Below are 23719 nucleotides of genomic sequence, written 5' to 3' on the forward strand. Positions count from 1 at the left end.
TCTCAGTAATATAAACTCAAGCTCACATAATAAAAGAACTCAGACTGAAAAATAAATTTTAAAAACTCCAACTAATTTTATTAAACTGCTGTTGGGTATTTACTTCTGCATCTTCGTTTTTTTTCTTTTAATACCAAATCCCTTTCAAGAGTAATCTCTTTGTTTTACTGATATTCATGCGCTATAAATACATCATTTGTTTTATATAATGCTTCAAATTTAGTACTCTTATTATCACGGTAAAACTACATTTACAATCCCGAATTCTATAGTTTTACGAGTCATAGACTTTTAAAGCTTAGCATTCAGAATGCATCATGCAAAAAAGATAATGCATAATTTCTAACTAATTTCTAAACCTCTATAATAAAAACTAAAACCACATGATGAAAAAACAAATTAAAAAATATTCCTTTTTACTGCTGATCGTTTTTACAAACGGATATGCTCAGACAAAAAAATATATGGATACAAAAAAACCTGTTGAAGAGAGAATAACACTTTTGATGAAAGAAATGACTTTAGAAGAAAAAGTCGGACAAATGAATCAATACAATGGTTTTTGGGATGTGACAGGTCCTGCTCCTAAAGGCGGAAGTGCTGAATTAAAATACGAACACTTGCGAAAAGGCCTTGTAGGATCAATGCTTACGGTTCGTGGCGTAAAAGAAGTTCGTGCCGTACAGAAAATTGCTGTTGAAGAAACCCGTTTGGGAATTCCGCTAATTATTGGTTTTGATGTGATTCACGGTTATAAAACGTTAAGCCCGATTCCGTTGGCAGAAGCGGCAAGCTGGGATTTGGAAGCCATTAAAAAATCGGCGGCGATTGCGGCAGATGAGGCTTCGGCATCTGGTATTAACTGGACTTTTGCACCCAATGTCGATATTACAAATGATGCACGTTGGGGACGCGTGATGGAAGGTGCCGGTGAAGATCCTTATCTGGGAAGTAAAATAGGTTACGCAAGAATAAAAGGTTTTCAGGGCGAAACTGTTGCAGATTTGGCTAAAGTAAATACGATCGCAGCTTGCGCCAAACACTTTGCAGCATACGGTTTTGTCGAAGCAGGATTAGAATATAATAGCGTAGATATTAGTACTTCTAAATTATACAATTCGGTTTTTCCTCCTTTTGAAGCGACTGTTCAGGCGGGAGTTCGTACGTTTATGAATTCATTTAATACCTTAAACGGAGTTCCGGCAACTGGAAATGTTTTTTTACAAAGAGATATCCTAAAAGGAAAATGGAAGTTTGATGGTTTTGTGGTTTCGGATTATGCTTCGGTTCGCGAAATGATTGCACACGGTTATGCAAAAGATGAAGCTGATGCAACTGCAAAAGCAGTCATTGCAGGTTCAGACATGGATATGGAATCGTATTTGTATGTCGCAAAATTGGTTGGTTTAGTAAAAGAAGGAAAAGTAAAAGAAGCCTTGGTTGATGATGCTGTTCGCAGAATTCTTCGTGTGAAATTTGAATTGGGTTTGTTTGATGATCCATACAGATATTGCGACGAAAAGCGTGAAAAAGAAGTTGTGGGAAGCAAAGCCAATAACGATGGTGTTCTGGACATGGCAAAAAAATCAATCGTATTGTTGAAGAATGATAAAAATTTGCTTCCGCTAAAAAAATCCGGACAAAAAATCGCTTTGATTGGCGCTTTGGCAAACGATAAAAACAGTCCGCTAGGAAGCTGGAGAATTGCTGCCGATGATAATACTGCTGTTTCGGTTCTTGAAGGAATGCAGCAATACAAAGACAATCAATTGACTTTTGAAAAAGGTGCAGATTTGCTTTCGCAGAAAGCTACTTTCCTGACAGAAACAGTTTTCAATACAACAGATAAAAGTGGCTTTGAAGCGGCAAAAAAAGCGGCAAAAAATGCTGACGTTGTTGTGATGGTTTTAGGCGAGTACGGTTTTCAAAGTGGAGAAGCCAGAAGCAGAACCGACTTGAATTTACCAGGATTACAACAAGAATTATTAGAGGAAATTTACAAAGTAAACCCTAATATTGTTTTGGTTTTAAATAACGGTCGTCCGTTGAGTATTCCGTGGGCTGCAGAAAATATCCCGACAATTGTAGAAGCCTGGCAACTAGGAACTCAAACCGGAAATGCCGTGGCTCAGGTTTTATACGGCGATTACAACCCAAGTGGAAAATTGCCAATATCTTTCCCGAGAAACGTTGGGCAAGTGCCTATTTATTACAACAAATACAGCACAGGAAGACCAATCGATAGCGATAAAAATGTGTTTTGGTCGCATTATATGGATGTGGAAAAAACACCTCAGTTTCCGTTTGGTTTTGGATTGAGTTATACGAAGTTTGATTATAAAAACCTTAAAATCAACAAAACGACTTTTGCAAAAGGAGAAAAAATACAAGTAAGCGTTGACGTTACCAACTCTGGAAATTATGATGGTAAAGAAGTGGTTCAGTTGTATATAAATGACGCTGTTGCCAGTATCGTAAGACCCGTAAAAGAATTAAAAGGTTTTGAACTTGTTACATTAAAAAAGGGAGAAACTAAAACAATTCAGTTTACATTGACAGAAAAGGAACTTGGTTTTTATGACAATGAAGGCAAATTTCTAACAGAGCCTGGCTTGTTTAATATAATGGTTGGATGGAATTCTAATGAAGGACTTACTAGTAAATTTGAGTTAAAATAAAGTCTTTCTAAAAAAAAATTAAACACATAGAAACATAGGTTATATAGAGAAAAGTTGTCGAAAAGAGAAACAAGTTTCTTTCACATATTCCTAAAGTATTGAGATTTTTAACGCAGATTTAAAAAGATTTAAGCAGATTATTATTAAAATTAAATCTGCGTAGATCTGCCAAATCTGCGTGAAACAAATTCTTTTAAATCACTTAACAGTTTAATCAGGAAAGTAATTAGAAAAATCCGTTTTCATTAGCGTTTTCGCTTTAGCGAATCCGTAAAATCAGCGTCTGATTTTGACGCTGATAAAACAGATTTACTTCGTAAAAACGCGGATAAAAACGGATTTGATTTGCAATAATTTTATTTTTTGAAAACTTAACTTAATGACATTATCCGAAGCGCAATGTCATTAATTAAGGGAGAGTATATAATGCTACAGTGAATAAATCTAGCAAAGACGCAAAAATCGTAAAGATTTTGTCATTTCGACGAAGGAGAAATCCTCGTAAGTGACTCCGCAACGAAAATCCAATCTTTGTCGAGCTTCTCGCGAGGATTTCTCCTTCGTCGAAATGACAATATTGTGTTTAAGCTTTGCGGTTTTGCGAGATTAAATTTTAGTTTATAAAAACTTAACTTAATGACATTGGCCGAAGCACCGGGATTTATTCTTAAGTCAACAACCTAATAACCTGAGTACGATTACTTAATAATCGAGCTCAGGTTTTTGGCAATATGATAAAATTTATACCTAAAAACTTTATTTCATGTTTAGTTTTATTAATATTGTTTATATATACGTAAAACAGGATCAATCCTAAAAACTTGTGGAGATAAAAAAAATACCACGGAGAACGCAAAGTTTTTAAATATACTAAGTTTAGAAAAAACACATTCCGAAGCATCGGGACACAAAGCATTGTGGACTTTGATTGTGTAAACACTACTTAAATCTTAGTGAACTTTGCGAATCCCGATAGCTATCGGGATTGCGTTCTCTGCGTTAAAAAATAATTAAGGAATATAAAATTTTTAATGTTTCTCCACAACATTTAGTGTTGATACATAAACAGAGGTTTATTTCGAATTTAATTTTTACAGTAAATTGATCAATAATACTATTAAATGAAAAATATTAAATATATTCTTGTATGCTTTTTTATAGGTCTAAATTGCCTGTTTGCTCAGGATAAATTTGACAACTACCAATTTAGGAGCATACTGGAAACTACTTCAAAAAGAGCCATAACCTCAATTATTCAGGATAAAAATGGATTTATTTGGATAGGCACAAACGGCACGGGTTTGTATCGATATGACGGGGTCAATTATTTTGGATATGAATACAATAAAAAGCCAGGCTCATTAAAAAGCAATTTTATTTTTGCAACTTTTATCGATTCTGATAATAATTTATGGGTTGGGACTGATGATGGTTTGTGTTTGTACAACAGGGATTTAGATAATTTTACCAAAATCAATATTGAAGACGTTATTAGAATTGGTTATGACGAGCCTATTACCGTAAAAACAATTATCGAGGACAATAACGGCAACTTAATCCTGGGGACTTATGGTTTTGGATTATTCAAACTCAATAAAAAAACTTTAAAAACTACTCTGATACCGTCAAAAGTGTTGGACAAATATAATTTTCTAATAAAATCTTCGGTAAAAAACAAACACGGAATTATTTATCTGGGAACGAGTTACGGACTTTTAGAACTCGATTTAAACGGAAAACTCAAGCAGGTTTATAAAGACAAATTTAAGAGAGAACCATTAGTAGACGATATCGAAAATCTTGTTATAGATAAATATGGGTATATCTGGCTGGGAACGACTGAAAGCGGTCTGATAAAAATTAAACCGGAAACAGATAATTATCAATTTGAGAATTATGATATTACCCAAAACAAAATCTTATCGATTATAGAAAGCAGTCAGGATTACATCATTTGCGGCACCGAAAATGACGGATTATTGGTTGTAAATTATAAAGGACAGGTATTGCAGAAATACTTACATAGTAAATACAATGACTTTAGTTTAAAATCGAATTCGGTTTGGTCATTATTCGAGGATAAAGAAAAACGACTCTGGTTAGGATATTTTAATAAAGGGCTAGGCGTATTTGATAAACCCAATAACAAGTTCAATTCGCTTGAATCATTGGTAAACAACGATAACTCATTACAAAACAGCTACGTAACATCGGTTATAAAAGATAAAAAAGGCAATCTCTTAATAAGCAACGAAGGCGGAGGACTTGATATTTATAATCTTACCAATAAAAGCTATATTCATGTCAACAAAAACAATCAAAGTTATTATTCCGGTTTAGATGCTGTTGATATTCAGACCATTTTTATAGACAGCAAACAAAATATATGGATAGGAAGCTGGGATCGCGGCATCTATTTTTTGAAAAATGGCACTACCCGATTCGTAAACTACAATACAGCAAATACAACGGGATTAAAATCGAATAGAATTTTTAGTTTTTCGGAAGATTCAAAAGGCCGAATCTGGATTGGAACTTTTATAAAAGGATTGCATTATTTTGATAATAAAAACAACACTTTTGTTCATTGTGACTCGAAACCATTTACAGACAACGCTTTAGACAACGCTTTTATTCGTAAAGTTTTTGTAGACTCTGATAATGTTTTATGGGTAGGTACAATTTTAGGATTATATCAGGTAAGTTTAAAGGAAAACTCTGGTTTTAAGGTTACAAAAATGCGCGATGCCATGTTCAAGGATAAAACCAAGTACAACAGTATTCAGACTATTTTATCTATCTATGAATCTAATGATAAAACGATATGGATAGGAACAGATGGTGAAGGATTATTCAACTATAATAAAAAAGAGAAGAAATTTTCGAACTATAATAACTTTCCTGGTTTTAAAGAAAAATCTGTTCGCGCTATAATTGCCGATAACAACGGTTCTCTATGGATAAGTGGCGGATCAGGATTAACAAAACTTGATCTTAAAAATAAAAAAAGTACCAATTTTACTAAAGATGATGGTCTTATTGATAACGATTTCAATAATAATGCGGTCTTTAAAGATGGAAACGGAGAATTGTATTTTGGCAGTTACGAGGGCGTAAATTATTTTAATCCTAACGAGATCAAAAAAACTGAGAAAGCACCACGTTTGTATTTTAGTGATTTCAAATTATTCAATCGATCTGTAAAACCCAATGAAGATGCCTCGCCGCTAACTAAGGTCATATCTCAAACTAAAGAAATTACCCTTAATTATACCCAATCTGTTTTTACAATCGAATATATAGGAATCAACTATAATTATTCTAAGAAAAACCAATATGCCTACTACCTGCAAGGTTTTGAAAAAGAGTGGAATTATGTTGGAAATAACAGAACAGCAACTTATACCAATCTGGCGCCGGGTAATTATGTTTTTAAAGTAAAATCTGCCAATGCCGACGGATCCTGGAGCAATGTTCAATTAGAATTAAAAATAAAAATCCTGCCTCCGTGGTGGAAAACCATTTGGGCTTATTTACTATACACCTCTGTTTTGGTTTTCCTGATTATATATTTCAATAAAATGTATCAAAACAGGTTTAAAGCCGGACAAGCCATATTATTAGAAAAAGAAAAACACATTCAGTCAGAGAAATTAAACAATAAAAAACTACAGTTTTTTACTAATATTTCGCACGAATTCAGGACTCCGTTAACGCTCATTATTAATCCTCTGGAAGATATTTTAAAAAGTAAAAATCTATCTCCGGAAATCCATAATAAATTAAAAATTGTACACAAAAGTTCCGACAGGCTTTCGAGACTGATCAACGAGCTTATGGATTTTAATAAATTAGAGTTTAATAAAATTTTCCTTCAGGCCAAAAAAATCGAAGTCGTAGCATTTACGCAAGGAATCATTGGTTATTTTGATGAGGAAGCCGCTGCACGAAATATCACCATTAATTTTGAATCTGCATTTGATGAGCTTGAAGACTGGCTCGATCCTAAAATGCTGGAAAAAATACTGTTTAATATTATTTCAAATGCATTTAAATTTACTCCGGATAATGGTGCTATTACCGTCTCGATAAATAAATCAGATGCTGATAATGCGTTGTTAATTAAGGGCATTTCTGCTCCTTCTTTTTCGATAACCATTACAGATACCGGCTCAGGAATTCGCAAAAAAGACCTCAACCGAATCTTTGACCGATTCTATCAGGTCAATAATGTAAATAAAGATTACTACGGCAGCACCGGAATTGGTCTTGAGGTTGTAAAAGAATTTATCGAATTACATAAAGGTAAAATTGATGTTGAAAGTGAAGTTGGACAAGGCACAAAATTTACGGTAACTTTTCCTTTAGGTAAATCTTTTTATAAGAAAAGCGAAATAGTTAACGAAGTATTTAAAATAGAAAAAAATAAAAATCTATTCCTTTCTGAACCCGTGAATCATCAATCTGAGGACGATGAAGCTACGAATCAAGCCATCGAAAATGATATTGTCGAAACTGCAAAACCATACACTGTTTTGATTGTGGAAGACAATCCTGAATTAAGAAATTATCTCAAACACGAACTAAGCAAATTATACAAGGTTATTGTGGCCGAAAATGGTCAGAAAGGCTATGAAATTGCGGTTCAGAAATTGCCGGATTTGATTATCACAGATGTTATTATGCCGGTTATGGATGGATTGCAATTGTGTAAAAACATAAAAGGAGATTTAAAAACGAGTCATATTCCGTTGTTAATGCTCTCTGCAAAAGCAATGGTAAAAGACCGACTGGAAGGAATCGATTCCGGCGCTGATATGTATTTGAGCAAACCATTTGAGTTAGACATTTTAAAATCAAGTCTGGCACAGCTTATTACGAGCAGACAAATCATGTTCAAGAAATTTTACAGTGGAATCACCAAAGACGGTAAAGAAAAAACAACTTCGCTGGATAATGAATTCATTCAAAAAATCCTGCATTTTATTAATGAAAACATCAGTGAACCTGAATTGACTGTCGAACTTTTATCTTCTAAAATCTATTTGAGCAGAAGTCAGTTGTATCGAAAAATAAAAACATTAACAGGAGTTTCTGTCAATGAGTTTATTAGAAATGTACGATTAGAAAAAGCCAAACAACTCATCGAAAAAGGAAATAATAACATTAATGAAATTAGCTATAAAGTAGGTTTTACTTCTCCCTCCTATTTTGCAAAATGTTATAAAATCAAATACGGGCATTTGCCTACACAGGAAAAAAGACCAAAAGAATAAGGCAATTGTTCTAATATAAAAATGCCATTAAAAAGAGCTTCGATTGTATAGTCGAAGCTCTTTTTTTTGTCAGGCAATTTTCTCAAAAAAGAATGGATTTAAAACCAAATAAAAATCCATATATCAAAAATATTATCTCTTTTTTTAAACAAACAATATTTTTTAACCAAAAATTTTAGCAATATCATAGTAGCTATTTTATGGTTTTAGGCTCTTTTTGAGCCATAATAGGGTGTCAGATGTTTTTTTTGCATCATCTGTTGCACAATATGCTTCATCTATTCTACAATAGCACACCTCTAGATTCTACTTTCGTTAAGAAATATTTAAGAAAAAATTCTGTCGTCATTTTTCTAAATGATGCGCTTGCAAAAGACCTTTCGATTAAATGTTTTCCAACTAATTATTTAACTTAAACTCTAAACCAAATTTTATGCAGAAAAGAACGTCAAAAAAACTATTATGTTTAATAGTATGCATGTGGGGAAATTTTTTCTTTGCTCAAACTGTTAAAGGTAAAGTAACATCAGGCGGAACCAGCCTACCGGGTGTTAGTATAATAGTACAAGGAACAAAAAACGCAACAGTTACCGATTTTGACGGTAGTTTTGTTTTAAATAATGTAGAACCAAAAGCGCTGTTGCTTTTTAGTTATGTAGGATATAAAAATTTATCATTGCCGGCAGATACTAAATCTGTGATGCAGGTGGTTATGGTAAACGACCTCGAAAAATTAAATGAAGTCGTGGTTATTGGATACGGAACTTCAAAAAGAAAAGATATAAATGGTGCCGTTTCCTCTATTAAGGCTTCTGAAATTCAGGACAAACCCTTTACTTCTATCGATCAGGCACTTGTAGGTAAAGCTGCGGGTGTAAATGTTACTCAAAATTCAGGAACTCCCGGAGGAGGAATTTCTGTTCAAATTCGAGGAATTACTTCTATCAATGGTAATGAGCCATTATATGTTATTGACGGAACACCGGTTTTTGCGGATAAAAACAATGACACATTTTCGTTCAGCGCATTGGGGGGAGGAAACGGTCAAACTAAAAACTCGGCTTTATCGGGTATCAACATTTCGGATATCGAAACGATTGATATCTTAAAAGATGCATCGGCAACAGCCATATATGGTGCGAATGGTGCAAACGGTGTTGTTTTGATTACCACTAAAAAAGGAAAAAAGGGAAAATCAAAATTTACTTATGAAACCTATTTGGCCTCTCAGCAGATAACTAATACTGTTGATGTTTTAAACTTACCTGAATATGCTAAATATCAGGCAAAAATTTTCAAACTAAATGGTGAGCCTGTTCCTTTTCAATATCAAAAACCGGATTTATTAGGCAACGGAACAAACTGGCAGGATGAACTTTTTAGAACTGCTACATTGTACAACCATCAATTGTCGTTCTCTGGCGAAAAAGACGGAACACGTTACTATACTTCTTTAAATTATTTTGATCAGGAAGGAATTGTTTCCAACTCCAATTTCAACAGATTATCTATGCGATTAAATGTTGATTCTAATGTTAAATCATGGCTAAAAATTGGTAACAACCTGTCTGTAAGTAAATCATCGCAGCAAGTAGTCAGAAATGACGACAGAGGTGGTTTAGTAATGAATGCTTTAAGACAATCTCCTGAATTACCGGTTAGAACTCCGGATGGTTCTTATGCAGGACCAACAAGCGGTTTGGGATCTTCGGCAAATGAAGCTACAAATCCAATTGCTTTGGCTGAATACAATAACTCGACTACAGAAAGATTTAAAATTAATGGTAATTTATTTGCTGATTTTACGATTATCAAAGGATTGGTTTTCAGATCAGAATTAGGATACGATCTGAATTTTGCAAAAAGCAGCACTTTTGTACCTAAATACACTTTAGGAAACGTTTCTGAACTTTTAAACAAATCATTCAAACAACAAGATCAAAGTTATTACTGGAACATTAAAAACTATCTTACGTATAATAAAACGATAAACGAGAAACATAATTTTACTTTTTTATTAGGTCAGGAAGCACAGGAAAGCCGATATGAATACCTCAGCGGTTACAGAACGGGTGAGTTTTTGAGCAAAGATTTTACGAACTTAAATATTGGCGATATTGATACTGCCCTTAACGGAAACGGTTCTGGCAGATGGTCTATGGCATCTTATATTACAAGATTAAATTATAGTTTTTCTGATCGATATTCTTTCTCAGCTTCTTTAAGAGCAGATGCTTCATCCAACTTTGGACCCAATAATAAATGGGGTTATTTTCCATCATTTTCAGGAGGTTGGACAGTTAGTAACGAAAGATTCTTTGAGCCTTTAACAAAGAACATCAATTACCTGAAATTTAGAGCAGGTTACGGTCTTGTAGGAAATCAAAATATTCCGGCAAATAGATATCAAACTATTCTGTCGTTGCTTTCATCTCCTTTTGGAGGCGTATCTCCAACTATAGATAACTTAGGAAATCCGGATATAAAATGGGAATCACTAAAATCTTTCAATGCTGGTTTTGAAATTGCAATGGTGAATAACCGAGTAAAATTAGATTTTGATTATTATATCAAAAATTCATCTGATTTCCTTACGAAACAAATCAATGATGAATCAAATCAAAGTGCTTTGAATTATTATCTGAATACAGGGGAAATTGTCACTAAAGGAATCGAACTTACCTTGAACACAAGAAATATCGTAACCGAAAATTTTACGTGGGACAGTACCATTATTTTTTCAAAATATAATAATGAACTTACCAGATTTCAAGGCGAAGGAAAATCTTTACTGGGGAAAGTTCAATTTGATTTATACAACGTTACCAGAACGACAGAAGGACAGCCGGTAGGACAATTTTACGGATATGTGACTGACGGATTATTTAAAAACGCAGCTGAATTAGCAGCAGGACCTACTCAGGAAACAGGAACGGGAATTGGAGATATTCGTTTTAAAGATCTTAACAACGATGGCAAAATTGATGCTAAAGATCAGACTGCCATAGGAGATGCAATTCCTGATTTTACATATGCCTTTACCAATAACTTTAAATACAAAAACCTTACTTTATCTGTGGTATTAACAGGAAGTCAGGGCAACCAGATTTACAACTTTACACGTCATTATACTGATGGTATTTATCCTGGATTTGGAGATCGATTTGGAAATGTGAGTACCGAAGTATCAAATGCTTTTGAAGCCGGAGTAAACGAAAACACAACCGTACCAAGAATTACCCTTAATGACCCAAATGGTAATGGCAGAATCTCGAACAGATTTGTTGAAGATGGTTCTTATCTAAGAATTCAGAACGTTTCTTTAAGCTACGATTTACCAAACAAAATATTCGAAAATTCTTTTATATCTAAAGTAAGATTGTATGTGAATGTTCAGAACCTGTACACGTTTACAAAATATTCAGGTTTCGATCCTGCGCTGGGAAATTTAGATCAAAACATAACTTTAAGCGGTATTGATTTAGGACGTTATCCTGTGCCAAGAACCACTTCTATGGGATTGAATCTGGAATTCTAAAATTGATAAAAAACATATTTGACTTAATCGTTAACATAAAAAAATAGTTATGAAAAAACTTTTTAAACTTTTTATGATGGGAATGCTCATACCATTGCTGTCTTTATTTTCCTGTTCGGATGATTTTTTGGATGCGCCATCTGAAAATCAATTAACACCAGCCGATTTACCCGAAGGAGTCACAGCTTTTGACGGAATCGCTGAGAGTTTGTATTTTAAACCCTGGTTCACTTTTAATGATAAATTCCTTATTGCAGTTGGGGATATGTACGCGGGAAACGCCTTTACATTTGATGGTGCTTATTCACAATTTAAAGATGCTCAGGTAACCTCGCAAAACCCGATTCTTACAGAAGGATATGTTTCGTTGTTTTCGGTTATCGATCAGTCGAATAATTTAATGAGTTTAGTCGAAGACAGAAAAAGTGAACTGCCTGAAGCATCGTATAAAAATGCTATTGCGATATCACGATTTATGAGAGCCAATGCTTATTTCTATCTGGTAAGAACTTTTGGTGCTGTTCCTATCATTAGCAAAGCAGGTTCTGCTCCACAGCCAAAAAGAAATCTTGTAGCAGATGTTTATAAATTCATCAAACAAGATTTAGAATATGCTGTCGAAAATTTACCTGAAAAATCAGTAAAAAAAGGATATGTTACCAAATTTACTGCCATGGGTATTCTTGCAAAAGTGCATTTGACTTTGAATGAATATACAGAATGTGCCGCTTTAACCCAGAAAATTATTGGAAACCAATATGTTTTAATTCAGGATTACGGAAACTTATTTAGCAGTCCGGAGAATAATAATAGTAACGAGAGCATGTTTGCCCTGCAATGGAAAGCTATTGCTACTGAATGGGGTACACAAAATACCAATCAGGCGTATATAGTTCCGGGAGGTACAGGAATTACTGGCGGTGGTGACGGATGGGGAGTTTACCTTCCTTCGATCTCATTGCAAGATGGCTTTGAAGCAAAGGATACCAGAAAAAAGAGTACTATCATGACAGATGGCGACTATTATCCGGAATTACTAAAAAGTCAGGGTGGTTTTCTTTATAAAAAAATATACTCTTCGACAGCAGCTAATTTCAGAAAATACATTGTAGGTTCTGCTGCAGAAAGAAACGATGTATTTTTTATGAGAACGTCGCAAAATACCATTATACTGCGATATTCTGACGTTTTACTAATGAATTCTGAGGCTATTTTGGCCGGAGCACCTTCTACAACTTCTGCAGCTGCTTTAAGCACTTTTAATGAAGTAAGATCGAGAGCCGGATTACCTCCAAAAATGATCCTTACAAGAAATGATTTATTTAACGAAAGAAGAGTTGAGTTTGCTCTTGAAGGTCAATATTTCTTCGATTTAAAACGTCGTGGTCTTGCTGAAGCAACAGCCGTTATTTCGCAGCAGGAAGTTGGTTTTTATTCAGATGATGCGAGAACCGAATTGGTTTCGATAAAAATAACTCCGGGAAGTAATTATTTTGAACTGCCATTACCGCAGTCTGCTATTGATACTAATCCATCATTATTAGAGCCTCCGGTTCCTTTTAACTTTAATTAACTTATACTATGATCAATAAAATAAAATATAGAATTCTAATTCTTTTTGTACTGGCTTCTTTTACAGCTTGCCAAAATGACGATGCAGTGACTTCAAATGTAGATGCAATGGTTGCAGAACCAGGAGATTTACTTAATCAGGCATTTCCATCCAATAAAGTCAGAGTCGAAGGTCAAGGTTTAGAGGGATTAAAAAAGATTACACTGGATAATAAAATTAATATCAGTTTTAATGCAAACTACAATTCTGATAAATCTTTTATATTCACTATTCCTTTTGATGATAAACTGGGCAGCAGATTTGGTGTACAGCCCATTACATTTGAAACAGCAACTGGTTCCGTAACTAAAAACATTGAGATTTTACAGCCCGTTCCTACCATTACAAAAACAGATCCTGTTGTAGCAACTCCAGGATTTCCGCTGGAAATTCAGGGAACTTGGTTTTATAATATTTCATCGGTAACCTTGGCAGGAAAAGAAGTGAGTTATACTCTAAAATCATCTTCTGCAATTATTATTGGTGTGCCTGAAGATGCCGTTTTTGGTTCAGAGTTAGTACTTAATACACCGGGAGGTATAGCAAAAAAAGTAATACAGCTTCTACCTCCTGTTACACCGGAAATTATTGTTATTGTATCTGATTTTGATGGAAATGGTACAAGAACGAATTGGGATGCTTATGGAGATAAAGATAGTTTTAACGCAAATACTGCAAATGGGCCAACAGGTAATTATGCAACACTTGTGTGGGCTGGCTCAAATGCCAATGGCTATAACGGAAGCAGTGCAGGCGGTGGAGCTAATTTTTTAAGCGCCTCGAATAATGATGCAACAAAAACTTTTATAGATATTGATGTAAGTGCCAATGTTATAGGAGCACAATTTGCCATTCAATTAAATACTATTGATAATAAAAACTATGGCTATAATTTTAAAATAACGGATGTTAACTGGACTACCAAAACCATAACATTGGCTGATTTTAAAGATAATTATGGCTTTGGAGAACCTGCCACTACGCTGGACGCTTCTAAAGTTAATGAAATCAAAGTAGGAATAGTTCAATCAGATACACCTAATCCCAGCATAATAAAATACGATAACATTAAGGTTCGATACAAATAATTAATGATTGCATTTTAAGCTCTCAGGAAAAAAGAGGCTGTGATAACAAAAAACAGCCTCTTTATAAAACAGAAATTATAAAACAAGAATAGTCACCTTAACAAAAAGGATATTCTAAAATAAAAAAACAGTATGAAAATTAAATTTTTACTAGTGCTGGCCAGCTTTTTCTTTTTTCTAAATGCCTGCTCTAAAGACGACAACGAAGCTGTTGCGGCTTTAGAAACGCCCGTTGCAAACGCGCCAAAAGACGTAAACGATCATGGTTTTAAAGCCAAATGGAATTACGTTTCGAACTCAAAAAGCTATCTTTTGGATGTTTCAACAAACGAAAACTTTACGACTTTTGTTCCCAATTATCAATCAAAACCAGTTACGGATTTAAACGAAGTTGTGGTTGGTTTAACAGGTGGAACTCAATATTATTACAGAGTTCGAGCCAAAACAGAAACCGAAACTTCAGGTTATTCAAATGTTATTAGTGTTGTAACTACAGGTTCCAGCAACATTCCTGAAGATCCTACATTTTTAAAAGTAAAAGCAAATAAACTAGCCAATCCGTTTTTTATAGGTATGGCGATAAAAGCTTCGCAATTAACCAACGGAAGTCCTTATGATGTTATTTTGAAAAATGAATTTAGCAGTATTTCTGCCGAATATGAAATGAAAATGGATCAGATTTCTACAGCAAGCGGCGTTTACAACTGGACTGTAGCGGATAAAATTGTTGCTTACGGAAATGCCAATGCAATCAATGTTCACGGTCATGCTTTGGTATGGCATAATTCAGTACCAACGTGGTTGAAGAATTATTCCGGAACTGATGCTGAATTTGCAGCAGAAGTTAAAAAATACATTACAGATGTTGTGACTCATTATGCCGGAAAAGTAAAATCCTGGGATGTGGTTAATGAAGCTGTAGATGACAACGGCGGTGCCATGAGAAATACAATTTTTCTTCAGCGAATGGGAGCCAATTATGTAAAAGATTGTTTTCAATGGGCTAAAAATGCAGCTATTGCAGCAGGCGATACCAAATTATTGTTGTTTTATAATGATTATGCAACCTCAACTAATATCCCAAAACAAGATAAAGTTTTTAGTATTGTAGATGATTTAAAAGCGAGTAATCTTATTGATGGCGTTGGTTTTCAAATGCATAATACCTATTTAAGCCCGACAAAAGCACAAATAGAAACTGATCTTAACAAAGCGGTAGCAAAAGGCCTGAAAATTCATGTTTCGGAATTAGACATACAAGTAAATCAGTCTAATGACATTACGACTTTTACCAACGAAAGAAGACTGGCTCAAAAAGAAAAATACAAAGAGATCGTAAAAATCTACAATGCGCTTCCTGCAGCAAGCAAATATGCTTTGACCGTTTGGGGAATGAAAGATAATGAATCCTGGATTCCGTTTAGTACAGAACTTAACCACCCGGGAGATGACTGGCCTTTATTGTACGATTCCAATTTTGCTATCAAAAGTTCGCATACCGGATTTCTTGAAGGTTTAGATTAAATTTTAAAGTAGCCTAAGTACATTTGGCACAAAAATTAAACACGAATTACAAGAATTGTCACTAATTTTAAGGAAGATTAATCTGGTTTGTGAAATTTAATTTCACAAACGAATTAGTGATAATTAGTGTAATTCGTATTTATATTAAATAGACTTAAATAGACTTAAATAGGTCTTTTGTAAACTGTCACATCATCAACCCACATCATTACAGTTGTAAATAAATTGAGTTTATTAGGATCTATAAAATTCGAATCTTTCGATCCCACATTCACATTAAAAATAACAGAATGCTGCCCAAAATTATTTAAATTAAGATTAGACACACTACTATTTGTATAGGTTGCAACAGTTACATTATCAACTTTTATGGTTACAGTAACTACGTTGTCTTTCATTTTCCAAAAAGACTCATACAAATGCCATCCGTTATTTCCGTCTACATTAAAATTAGCCGGATAATTTCTCTCTGCAGAATTTCCTAATAAGTTGGCTCCAACAGAAGTTCCGTAAAAAATATTCGATGTAAAACGACTTGAACCCGGCGCAAAAGAATATCCTTCCATAATATCAATTTCCCCTTTTGTTGGCCAGCCATTACCCTGCACCGACCAAAAAGCCGGCCATGCGCCATAAGTATCTTTAAAAGATTTGTAAGTTCCTCCGTCCATCGCTACTAATTTAATATTAGCCGAAAGCATATACTCCGTGTTATTTTCTGGTTTGTACTGATAATTAGAAGTAATAAAACCAGATTGATACTTGTAAGTGCTGAGTTTTGTCGTCTTGATTTCTAAACATTGTTTTCCGTCCCTCCATTGTGTAGTAGGCACTGAACTGGAATAATCGCAATACCAGGAATTATAATCCGCTCGTTGTTCTTTTGTCCATTGCGAGAGATTTGATCCTACATCAAATGTGTCTTCAAATTGTTTCACCCAGGGTGCAGCAGCTACTTTGCTTGTATTGCTTTTTGAATTTGCAGTTGTCAATTGGTTTTCTTTAGCCGGAGTTACATTATCCGAACAGGATGCAAATCCTAACGCACAGCTTAGCGTTAATGATAAAAGATTCAATTTTTTCATAATTTTTGTGGTTAAATTTATAATTGTAGTAAAGTATTAATGCGTATTTCTATTACTAATTCTGCCTGATTTTATACTGCAAAAATGCTGTTGAATGTCTAATTCTATTCTAAAAACTACTATTCAAAAAACCATCAATCACAATAACTAATACAGTATAAAACAGTAAATTATTTTTAATAAAAATAAGTTTATACACAACCAAAAAGTAACCCATTTGATGCAAAACATGCCATAAATGATGTATTTACGTGCAAAATATCCTGAAAATCATAAAATTGAAAAAATTGCATTATAATGCCTGATTTGTCTCCGGAAATTATTGAAGCATGATTCAATCCGTTTTTCTTTGTTCCGTTAAGAACGTAATTATGATCGTATCCTTTTCCGAATTTTAGCTGCTCGTCTTTGGTTTCAATTCGCTCTCCAATAGTTGCTCCAAAATAAGGTTCTATCGCATTTTTAAAGCCTGTTGCGCTGTTCATTCCAACAACAACATCGGTTGGTTTTCCGTTTTTATCAGCCACCCAAAGTCCCATTAATCTTCCTCCATAATTGGTAAAAGCCGCTTTGATTCCTTTGTTTTCTATCCAAAACAAATTCACTTTTTATGAATTATTATGCGAGTTCGCCCCTTTCGCATATTAAAAGTATTGCACACAATAAAACCGATGAAAAGTTCCTCAAAAAAACTGGACGAAGAGATTTTAAAAAATAGTACCGATTCTGATTTAAGTGTTGAATCTCTGGCAGAAATCATGAACATGAGCCGTTCGACTTTATACCGAAAAATCAAAGATATTTCAAACTTAAGCCCGAATGAACTCATCAATATTGTACGCTTGAAAAGAGCAGCAGAACTCCTTTTGAACGAAAATTTTAAAATGTATGAAATTGCCGAAAAAGTGGGGTATAAATCGCAAACAAGTTTTGGTCGAAACTTTCAAAAACATTTTTTCGATGACTCCTTCTGAATATATTGCGATGAATAAATAAAATCATATCTGAATTCTCTAAAATCGGCTGATTATTATGTAACATATAATTATCAAAAAGAAGTAAATTTGAGTGTTTTACTAAAATTACTGTTATGAAAAATATTTTAATGCTCTTGATCCTGATTTTCTTTTTTTCATGTCAACAAAAAGAAAACAAGAATAATTCTGTTGCGATCTCGGATACCATTTCTGTGAAGAAAGAAAAGGAAGAGAACAAACAAAAAGAAGAGAATAAACAAATAGGTGATACTATATTTATGAACTTTAAAAATGAAAAAGGACTGTTTACAGCAGAAGCTCTTATGGATTCTATTCATTCAAAAATATATGTAAAATTTAAAAATGAAGATCCAGGACAATTAAAAGCAACGATTATTCCGTCTACGGGTAAAGGAAACATCCGTTTCAATCAAATTATTTTTCCGGATAAAAGTTCAGATGGCCCTTTTGGAATGGATGTAGAAATTCCACTTAAACAAAAAGGAAATCACATTTTAGTAATTGGACATTCGCTAATGGCAGATAATCCTTTTTGGGGTAAATTTAATGTTCAGCTCGAGAATAAAAAAGAATAATTTATGGCAAAGTTCATCATTATGCCTTGAAAACCTTGATTTGCTTACAGGATTCAAAAAATTCATAAGCTCTCATCTCTGCATATGAATAGGTGGAATTACGTAACGGAAAAGCACAGTGTCCTCCATATTTTGGTGTTTCCAGATACACAAATTCGCTATCTTTTGCTATAGCCCTTGGATAACATCTTTCGCCTAAAAAAGGATCGTCAAGAGAATTAATAATGAGAACCGGAGTAGTAATATTTTTAAGGGAAAATTCTGGAGAAACACGCTGATAATAATCATCACGACTTGCAAAGCCGTGCAACGGCGCTGTAAAATAATGATCGACTTCATCAAAAGAAGTTATTTTATCAATCTGATCACTATTTATAAAATCGGGAAATTGTGCGGCTTTGTATTTCAGCTTTTTTTTAATGTCAATGGTAAAATTCTTTAAATAAACCCTGTTAAAGCCTTGTTTGAGGATCGCTGCACTTGTTGCAATATGCGTTGGCACTGAGATCGATACTGCAGCCTTTATGCGCTCATCGATTTCTCTCCATCCCAAATAATTTAACAACTGAACACCTCCCATTGAATATCCAATCAAATAAACATCTTCGAATCCTTTTTGTAAAACAAACTGAACTACCTCATCAAGATCATCTACCGCGCCGTGATGATACAGTCTGGGCAATCGATTCATTTCACCTCCGCAGGTACGGTTGTTCCATGCAAAAACCGAAAAATCTTTGTGCTGAAAATAAGTGGCGCAACTATTATTGTAGGTTCTGCGCGAATCACCTTCTAAGCCATGACATAAAATCACCGCTTTTTTAGGATCATTTATAATAAAATCGATATTGATAAAATCTCCATCATTCAATTCAATTTTTTCCCTTGTGTATCCCGGAGCATCAAACCGTTTAAACAAAGCAGCATAAATAGTAGACACATGCCTGTTGCGTTGGATAATAGAAGGAAAATTATATTCTGATTGTTCAATTATCGGCATGGTAAAATTTGTTTTGGCGCTTACTACAAATCTATGAAATGAATCAACACATACTTTAAAACTATTTGTTTATTTTCATATTTATAAATTATCACTCAAAAGACAAAAAAAAAATCCAAATCCCAATTTTAGAATTGGAATTTGGATTTTTAAAATTGAAATTTATATTTTTCTTAATCTAAAATAAAACTCACGCTAACATTTGCAACAACTTCTATTTCTCCAATTGCCAAAGTTTCGTTTGATGCACCAGCTGAATCCATAGCTACAGATTTCATAGCAGCATACATTGGTTGTGGACGGTAAACCTGAGTATTATCTGAGATTGTATAAGCTTTACCCACTTTTTGTCCTAAAACCGAAACGTAATCTTCTGCTTTTAATTTAGCATCTTTTATAGCCAATTTTCTAGCTTCTGTTTCAATTTGAGCTAATTTAGAAGTTTCAAAAGAAACTCTGTCTATACGATTAATACCTTGCTGAACCAGACCTTCCATCAATTCATCGTATTTAGATAAATCTTTTAATACAATTTCTATGGTTTGAGTAGCATTGTAACTTGTTTTCTTTTTCTCGTAATCGTATTGCGGATTAAGAGCTACTTGTTTTGTTTTGAAATCAGCTGCAGGAACGTTCGATTTTTTGATGAACTTTAAAACTGCATCGATTTTTTCGTCATTTTGCTTTTTGACATCTTTAGCATTATTCCCTTTTGTTTCAACAGTTGCTGAAATACAAACCTGATCAGGTGCTACTTTTACTTTGCCTTCCCCATTTACGTTGATTTGAGGAATTTGTTTGGTTTCTTGAGCGTAAGACATAGTCATAAACATGATTGTTAAAAATAATACTACTTTCTTCATTTTTGTTATATTTAAATTGTTTGGTAATCGAATTTCAAAAGTTGTGCCAATATTTAGAGCTTCCCTAATTTTGCCATAACAAAAAGTATAAAAATAGGAATGGCTAATAGAATAACCATCAAGCTATGATCTACAATTAATGAAGGTTCTTTTACCAAAGTTATCAAATAACCGCCTATAGCACCTCCAAAGTGTGCCGTGTGTCCAATATTATCATTTTTGGCGCGCATTCCGTAAATTGAATACAATAAATATAAAATTCCAAATAAATAAGCCGGCATTGGTATAACAAAGAAAATTCCTAACATCATATCCGGCTGTAATAATATCGCCGAATACAAAATTCCTGTTACTGCACCTGATGCTCCAACGGCACGATAACTATAATCGTTTTTATGAAACAGCATTGTTAATAAACTTCCAAAAATTAAACTACCAAAATAGATTAAAGCGAACGAAATACTTCCTAACCAATGTATTACAACGGGTGCAAAAAACCATAATGTTAGCATGTTAAATATTAAATGCATCATATCTACATGCAAAAAACCAGATGAAAGCATTCTGATTTGTTCTCCGGAACGAATGCTTCCTACATGAAATTCGTATTTTCTAAAAAAAGCAAGATCATTAAAACCTTTGTAACTAATTAAAACATTGGCAACTATAATCCCAATCAAAATGGTATTAACGGTATTCATAAATAATATTTAATGTGAATGGTAAATATAGTCATTCTTAAACATATGTTAGTGTCAGGGCAAAATATCACTGGTTATTCATTTTTACTTTATATTTGTAAAAAAATATTACATGCAATTTCTTGTTTATATATTAGCCTATCCTTTACTATGGCTTATCTCTATACTCCCTTTTCGAATATTCTACTGGCTATCAGATTGTATTTACTTTATGGTATATCATATCATTAGATACCGAAGAAAAGTCGTTAGCGAAAATCTCGCACTTACCTTACCACACTTAAGCAAAGAAGAACGAAAAAAGATAGAAAGAAAGTTCTATCAGCATATGTGTGATATGTTTCTGGAAATGATAAAAACGATGAGTATTACTCCGGAAGAAATGGAGAAAAGATTTAAAATCACGAATATCGAAGTGCTTCGTTCATACGAAGATAAAGGAAAAAGTGTTGTTTTGGTCGCTTCTCATTATGCAAGTTGGGAATGGCTTTTGACCATTAATAAGAGAATTAAATTTAGAGGAATTGGGGTTTACAAAAAAATTGCCAATCCTTATTTTGATAAATTAATTCGAAAAATACGCTCTAAATACGATGCTGAATTAGTAGAAACTAGAAAAACAATTCCGCTAATGGCACAAAACCAACGTGATGGAATTCTAAGTCTTTACGGATTGGCAAGTGACCAATCGCCAAAACTTGATCGAATTTTTCATTCGATGAAATTCATGGGAATCGAAGTTCCGGTTCATACAGGAGCAGAAATGCTGGCTAAAAAATATGATTTGAGTGTGATTTTTGTAAAAGTACAAAAAGTAGGACGTGGTTATTATGAGGCGACAATTGTGCCTATAGCAGATGATCCTAAAGAATACGAAAATTTTGAAATAACAGAAAAGTATTTAAGAGAAGTAGAAAAACAAATTTATGAAGCTCCTGAATATTATTTATGGACACATAAAAGATGGAAACATAGGGTTGAGTAATAACCTGATCTAAACATTAAAATCCAAAAAGGTAGTCAATACTTTTTTGGATTTTTTTTTGAATACTATCAAAAACAAGAAATTCATTTATCTCAAATATCTACAGCATGTTTTTGATGGGTTTTTGTAATATTTTTTTATCGCAGGATCAAAATAATAAACGAGATAAACGGCATATATTTGATATTGATAAAATTTTCCCAAATCTAAATTATCAAACTATGATAAAAAAAATATCTTTCTTACTCCTACTCTGTTTTTCAATCCTCACTCACGCTCAAAGCCCTAAACGCGGAATAGCTTACAAAGACCATTCTACAGCTGATTTACTTGCCCTGAAACCAGGAGTTTCGTGGTGGTACAACTGGGGTTCTTTGCCCGAAAAGGATACAAACGCCAATTATACTTCTATTGGGCTCGAATATGTACCCATGGCATGGAATCAGGTCAGCGATAACAATGTTCAGGCTTTTATTGACCGAATAAAGCCGGGTGCCAAATATTTGCTCGCTTTTAATGAGCCTAATTTTAATGATGGCGCGCGAATGACTCCGCAAGATGCTGTAAATTTCTGGAAGAATATTGAAAAAATAGCTGCTGCAAAAAATCTGGAAATAGTAAGTGCATCCCCGGCTTTTAATGACCCAAATAATAGTTACGGAGGATATAGCAGTCCAACTGCGTGGCACGATCAGTTTTTTCTTTTATGCCCAACTTGCAAAGTCGATTACATTGCCTTTCATACTTACGACAGAACCTCTGGTGATGTAATTGGCGTAACAGGACTTCTTAAAAAATACAACCGCCCCATTTGGGTAACTGAATTTGCCAACAGAGTGGTTCAGACTGCAGCTCAAAAAACGGCATTTATGAAAGAAATTATAACCAATTTTGAAAACGATCCGGACATTTATCGCTATTCATGGTTTACCGGAAGAGTTCCTGCAGATTGGTTAGACATGGCCGAAGGTCCTTTATTAGCACCTGAAAATGGTGTTCTAAGACCAATAGGAACCGAATATGTAAATGCCACTTACACCTCAAAAAAAATGAACGTTCCAGGCAGAATAACCGCCAATAAACATTACCGTAGAAAAGGAACGAGCCTGCAAAATACTACAGATTCCGGAACTGGTCAAAATGTAAGCGCTATCGACCAGGGCGATTGGAATGAATTTATGCTAAATACTGATCAGGCCGGAAACTATAATTTTTCTTTTAGAGTAGCCTCTACAAATCAGGGTAAATTTGATGTTTTAGTAAATGATGTCGTGATTAAAACAGATGAAACATTTGATGCAACTGGTGGTTTGCAAACTTATACAAACAAAATTGTAAACGGTATTGCCTTGCCTAAAGGAGAAGTTTATCTGAAAATTAAATTCAAATCAAACAATATGAATTTTAATTATATTGATGTCTCTCTGGCAAGTCTGGGTGTTAACGATCCTGCATTCGAAAAAGATTCTTTTAAAGTATATCCAAATCCAATAAAAACACAATCGATACTTCATATAAAATCATCGATTACAGAGCCTTTATCTTTAAAAATAGTAGATATGAAAGGAAGTATCTGTTATGCTTCAGACGATTATTTTACGAATGAAGATATTAAAATTGGAGATAAATTATCGAGAGGAGTTTATATTATAAATGCAGTTTATGGCTCAGTTAAAAAATCTATTAAGATTATTAAAAACTAAAAAAAGAAAAACCTCTTTCAAAATAAATGAAAGAGGTTTTCTTTTAATAACTGATCATTCTAACCTCAAGGTTCGCAAAGGTTTTACGCAAGG

Annotated in this window: 15 protein-coding genes; 10 read left to right on the plus strand and 5 right to left on the minus strand. The window is 33.8% G+C overall.

Annotated elements, in window-relative coordinates; translation table 11 throughout:
* Positions 1-386: 386 nt before the first annotated feature.
* The 6 genes from bglX (at position 387) to LNP81_RS22660 (ending at position 15716) form a co-directional block, all read left to right on the plus strand.
* On the plus strand, positions 387-2678 hold the full coding sequence (gene bglX, locus LNP81_RS22635; RefSeq protein WP_230040938.1) for a beta-glucosidase BglX: 2292 nt from the start codon (positions 387-389) through the stop codon (positions 2676-2678).
* Between the two features lie 1121 nt (positions 2679-3799).
* On the plus strand, positions 3800-7954 hold the full coding sequence (locus LNP81_RS22640; RefSeq protein ID WP_230039548.1) for a two-component regulator propeller domain-containing protein: 4155 nt from the start codon (positions 3800-3802) through the stop codon (positions 7952-7954).
* Between the two features lie 433 nt (positions 7955-8387).
* Positions 8388-11492 carry a SusC/RagA family TonB-linked outer membrane protein gene (locus LNP81_RS22645; protein WP_230039549.1) on the plus strand — a complete coding sequence of 1035 codons (3105 nt, stop codon included), beginning with the start codon at positions 8388-8390 and terminating at the stop codon, positions 11490-11492.
* Between the two features lie 49 nt (positions 11493-11541).
* On the plus strand, positions 11542-13065 hold the full coding sequence (locus LNP81_RS22650) for a RagB/SusD family nutrient uptake outer membrane protein (protein WP_230039550.1): 1524 nt from the start codon (positions 11542-11544) through the stop codon (positions 13063-13065).
* An 8-nt stretch (positions 13066-13073) separates the two neighbouring features.
* Positions 13074-14192 carry a hypothetical protein gene (locus tag LNP81_RS22655; RefSeq protein WP_230039551.1) on the plus strand — a complete coding sequence of 373 codons (1119 nt, stop codon included), beginning with the start codon at positions 13074-13076 and terminating at the stop codon, positions 14190-14192.
* A 132-nt stretch (positions 14193-14324) separates the two neighbouring features.
* Positions 14325-15716: an endo-1,4-beta-xylanase gene (locus LNP81_RS22660; protein WP_230039552.1), complete on the plus strand. Its 1392-nt coding sequence runs from the start codon at positions 14325-14327 to the stop codon at positions 15714-15716.
* 164 nt (positions 15717-15880) lie between these two features.
* Here the strand turns inward: LNP81_RS22660 and LNP81_RS22665 are convergent, their stop codons facing one another.
* Positions 15881-16801 (minus strand): glycoside hydrolase family 16 protein, encoded by a 921-nt coding sequence (locus LNP81_RS22665; RefSeq protein WP_230039553.1) that lies wholly within the window; start codon positions 16799-16801, stop codon positions 15881-15883.
* 191 nt (positions 16802-16992) lie between these two features.
* On the minus strand, positions 16993-17400 hold the full coding sequence (locus tag LNP81_RS22670; protein WP_230039554.1) for an aldose epimerase family protein: 408 nt from the start codon (positions 17398-17400) through the stop codon (positions 16993-16995).
* Between the two features lie 72 nt (positions 17401-17472).
* On the opposite strand from LNP81_RS22670, the gene LNP81_RS22675 reads away from it, so the two are divergent.
* On the plus strand, positions 17473-17775 hold the full coding sequence (locus LNP81_RS22675) for a helix-turn-helix domain-containing protein (protein ID WP_230039555.1): 303 nt from the start codon (positions 17473-17475) through the stop codon (positions 17773-17775).
* A gap of 116 nt (positions 17776-17891) precedes the next feature.
* Positions 17892-18374, plus strand: a complete 483-nt coding sequence (locus tag LNP81_RS22680) for a hypothetical protein (protein ID WP_230039556.1) — start codon at positions 17892-17894, stop codon at positions 18372-18374.
* A 19-nt stretch (positions 18375-18393) separates the two neighbouring features.
* Here LNP81_RS22680 and LNP81_RS22685 read toward each other — a convergent pair whose 3' ends face one another.
* The 3 genes from LNP81_RS22685 to LNP81_RS22695 form a co-directional block, all read right to left on the minus strand.
* Positions 18394-19374: a YheT family hydrolase gene (locus LNP81_RS22685; RefSeq protein WP_230039557.1), complete on the minus strand. Its 981-nt coding sequence runs from the start codon at positions 19372-19374 to the stop codon at positions 18394-18396.
* Positions 19375-19547: 173 nt separating this feature from the next.
* Positions 19548-20237 carry an SIMPL domain-containing protein gene (locus tag LNP81_RS22690; RefSeq protein ID WP_230039558.1) on the minus strand — a complete coding sequence of 230 codons (690 nt, stop codon included), beginning with the start codon at positions 20235-20237 and terminating at the stop codon, positions 19548-19550.
* 53 nt (positions 20238-20290) lie between these two features.
* Positions 20291-20938, minus strand: coding sequence for a rhomboid family intramembrane serine protease (locus LNP81_RS22695; RefSeq protein WP_230039559.1), 648 nt, complete (start codon positions 20936-20938; stop codon positions 20291-20293).
* A 112-nt stretch (positions 20939-21050) separates the two neighbouring features.
* On the opposite strand from LNP81_RS22695, the gene LNP81_RS22700 reads away from it, so the two are divergent.
* Both LNP81_RS22700 and LNP81_RS22705 read left to right on the plus strand, forming a co-directional pair.
* Positions 21051-21923 (plus strand): lysophospholipid acyltransferase family protein, encoded by an 873-nt coding sequence (locus tag LNP81_RS22700; protein ID WP_230039560.1) that lies wholly within the window; start codon positions 21051-21053, stop codon positions 21921-21923.
* Positions 21924-22144: 221 nt separating this feature from the next.
* Positions 22145-23626: a glycosyl hydrolase gene (locus tag LNP81_RS22705; protein WP_230039561.1), complete on the plus strand. Its 1482-nt coding sequence runs from the start codon at positions 22145-22147 to the stop codon at positions 23624-23626.
* Positions 23627-23719 lie beyond the last annotated feature (93 nt).

Source organism: Flavobacterium piscisymbiosum (genome assembly GCF_020905295.1).
GTDB classification, from domain to species: Bacteria; Bacteroidota; Bacteroidia; order Flavobacteriales; family Flavobacteriaceae; genus Flavobacterium; species Flavobacterium piscisymbiosum.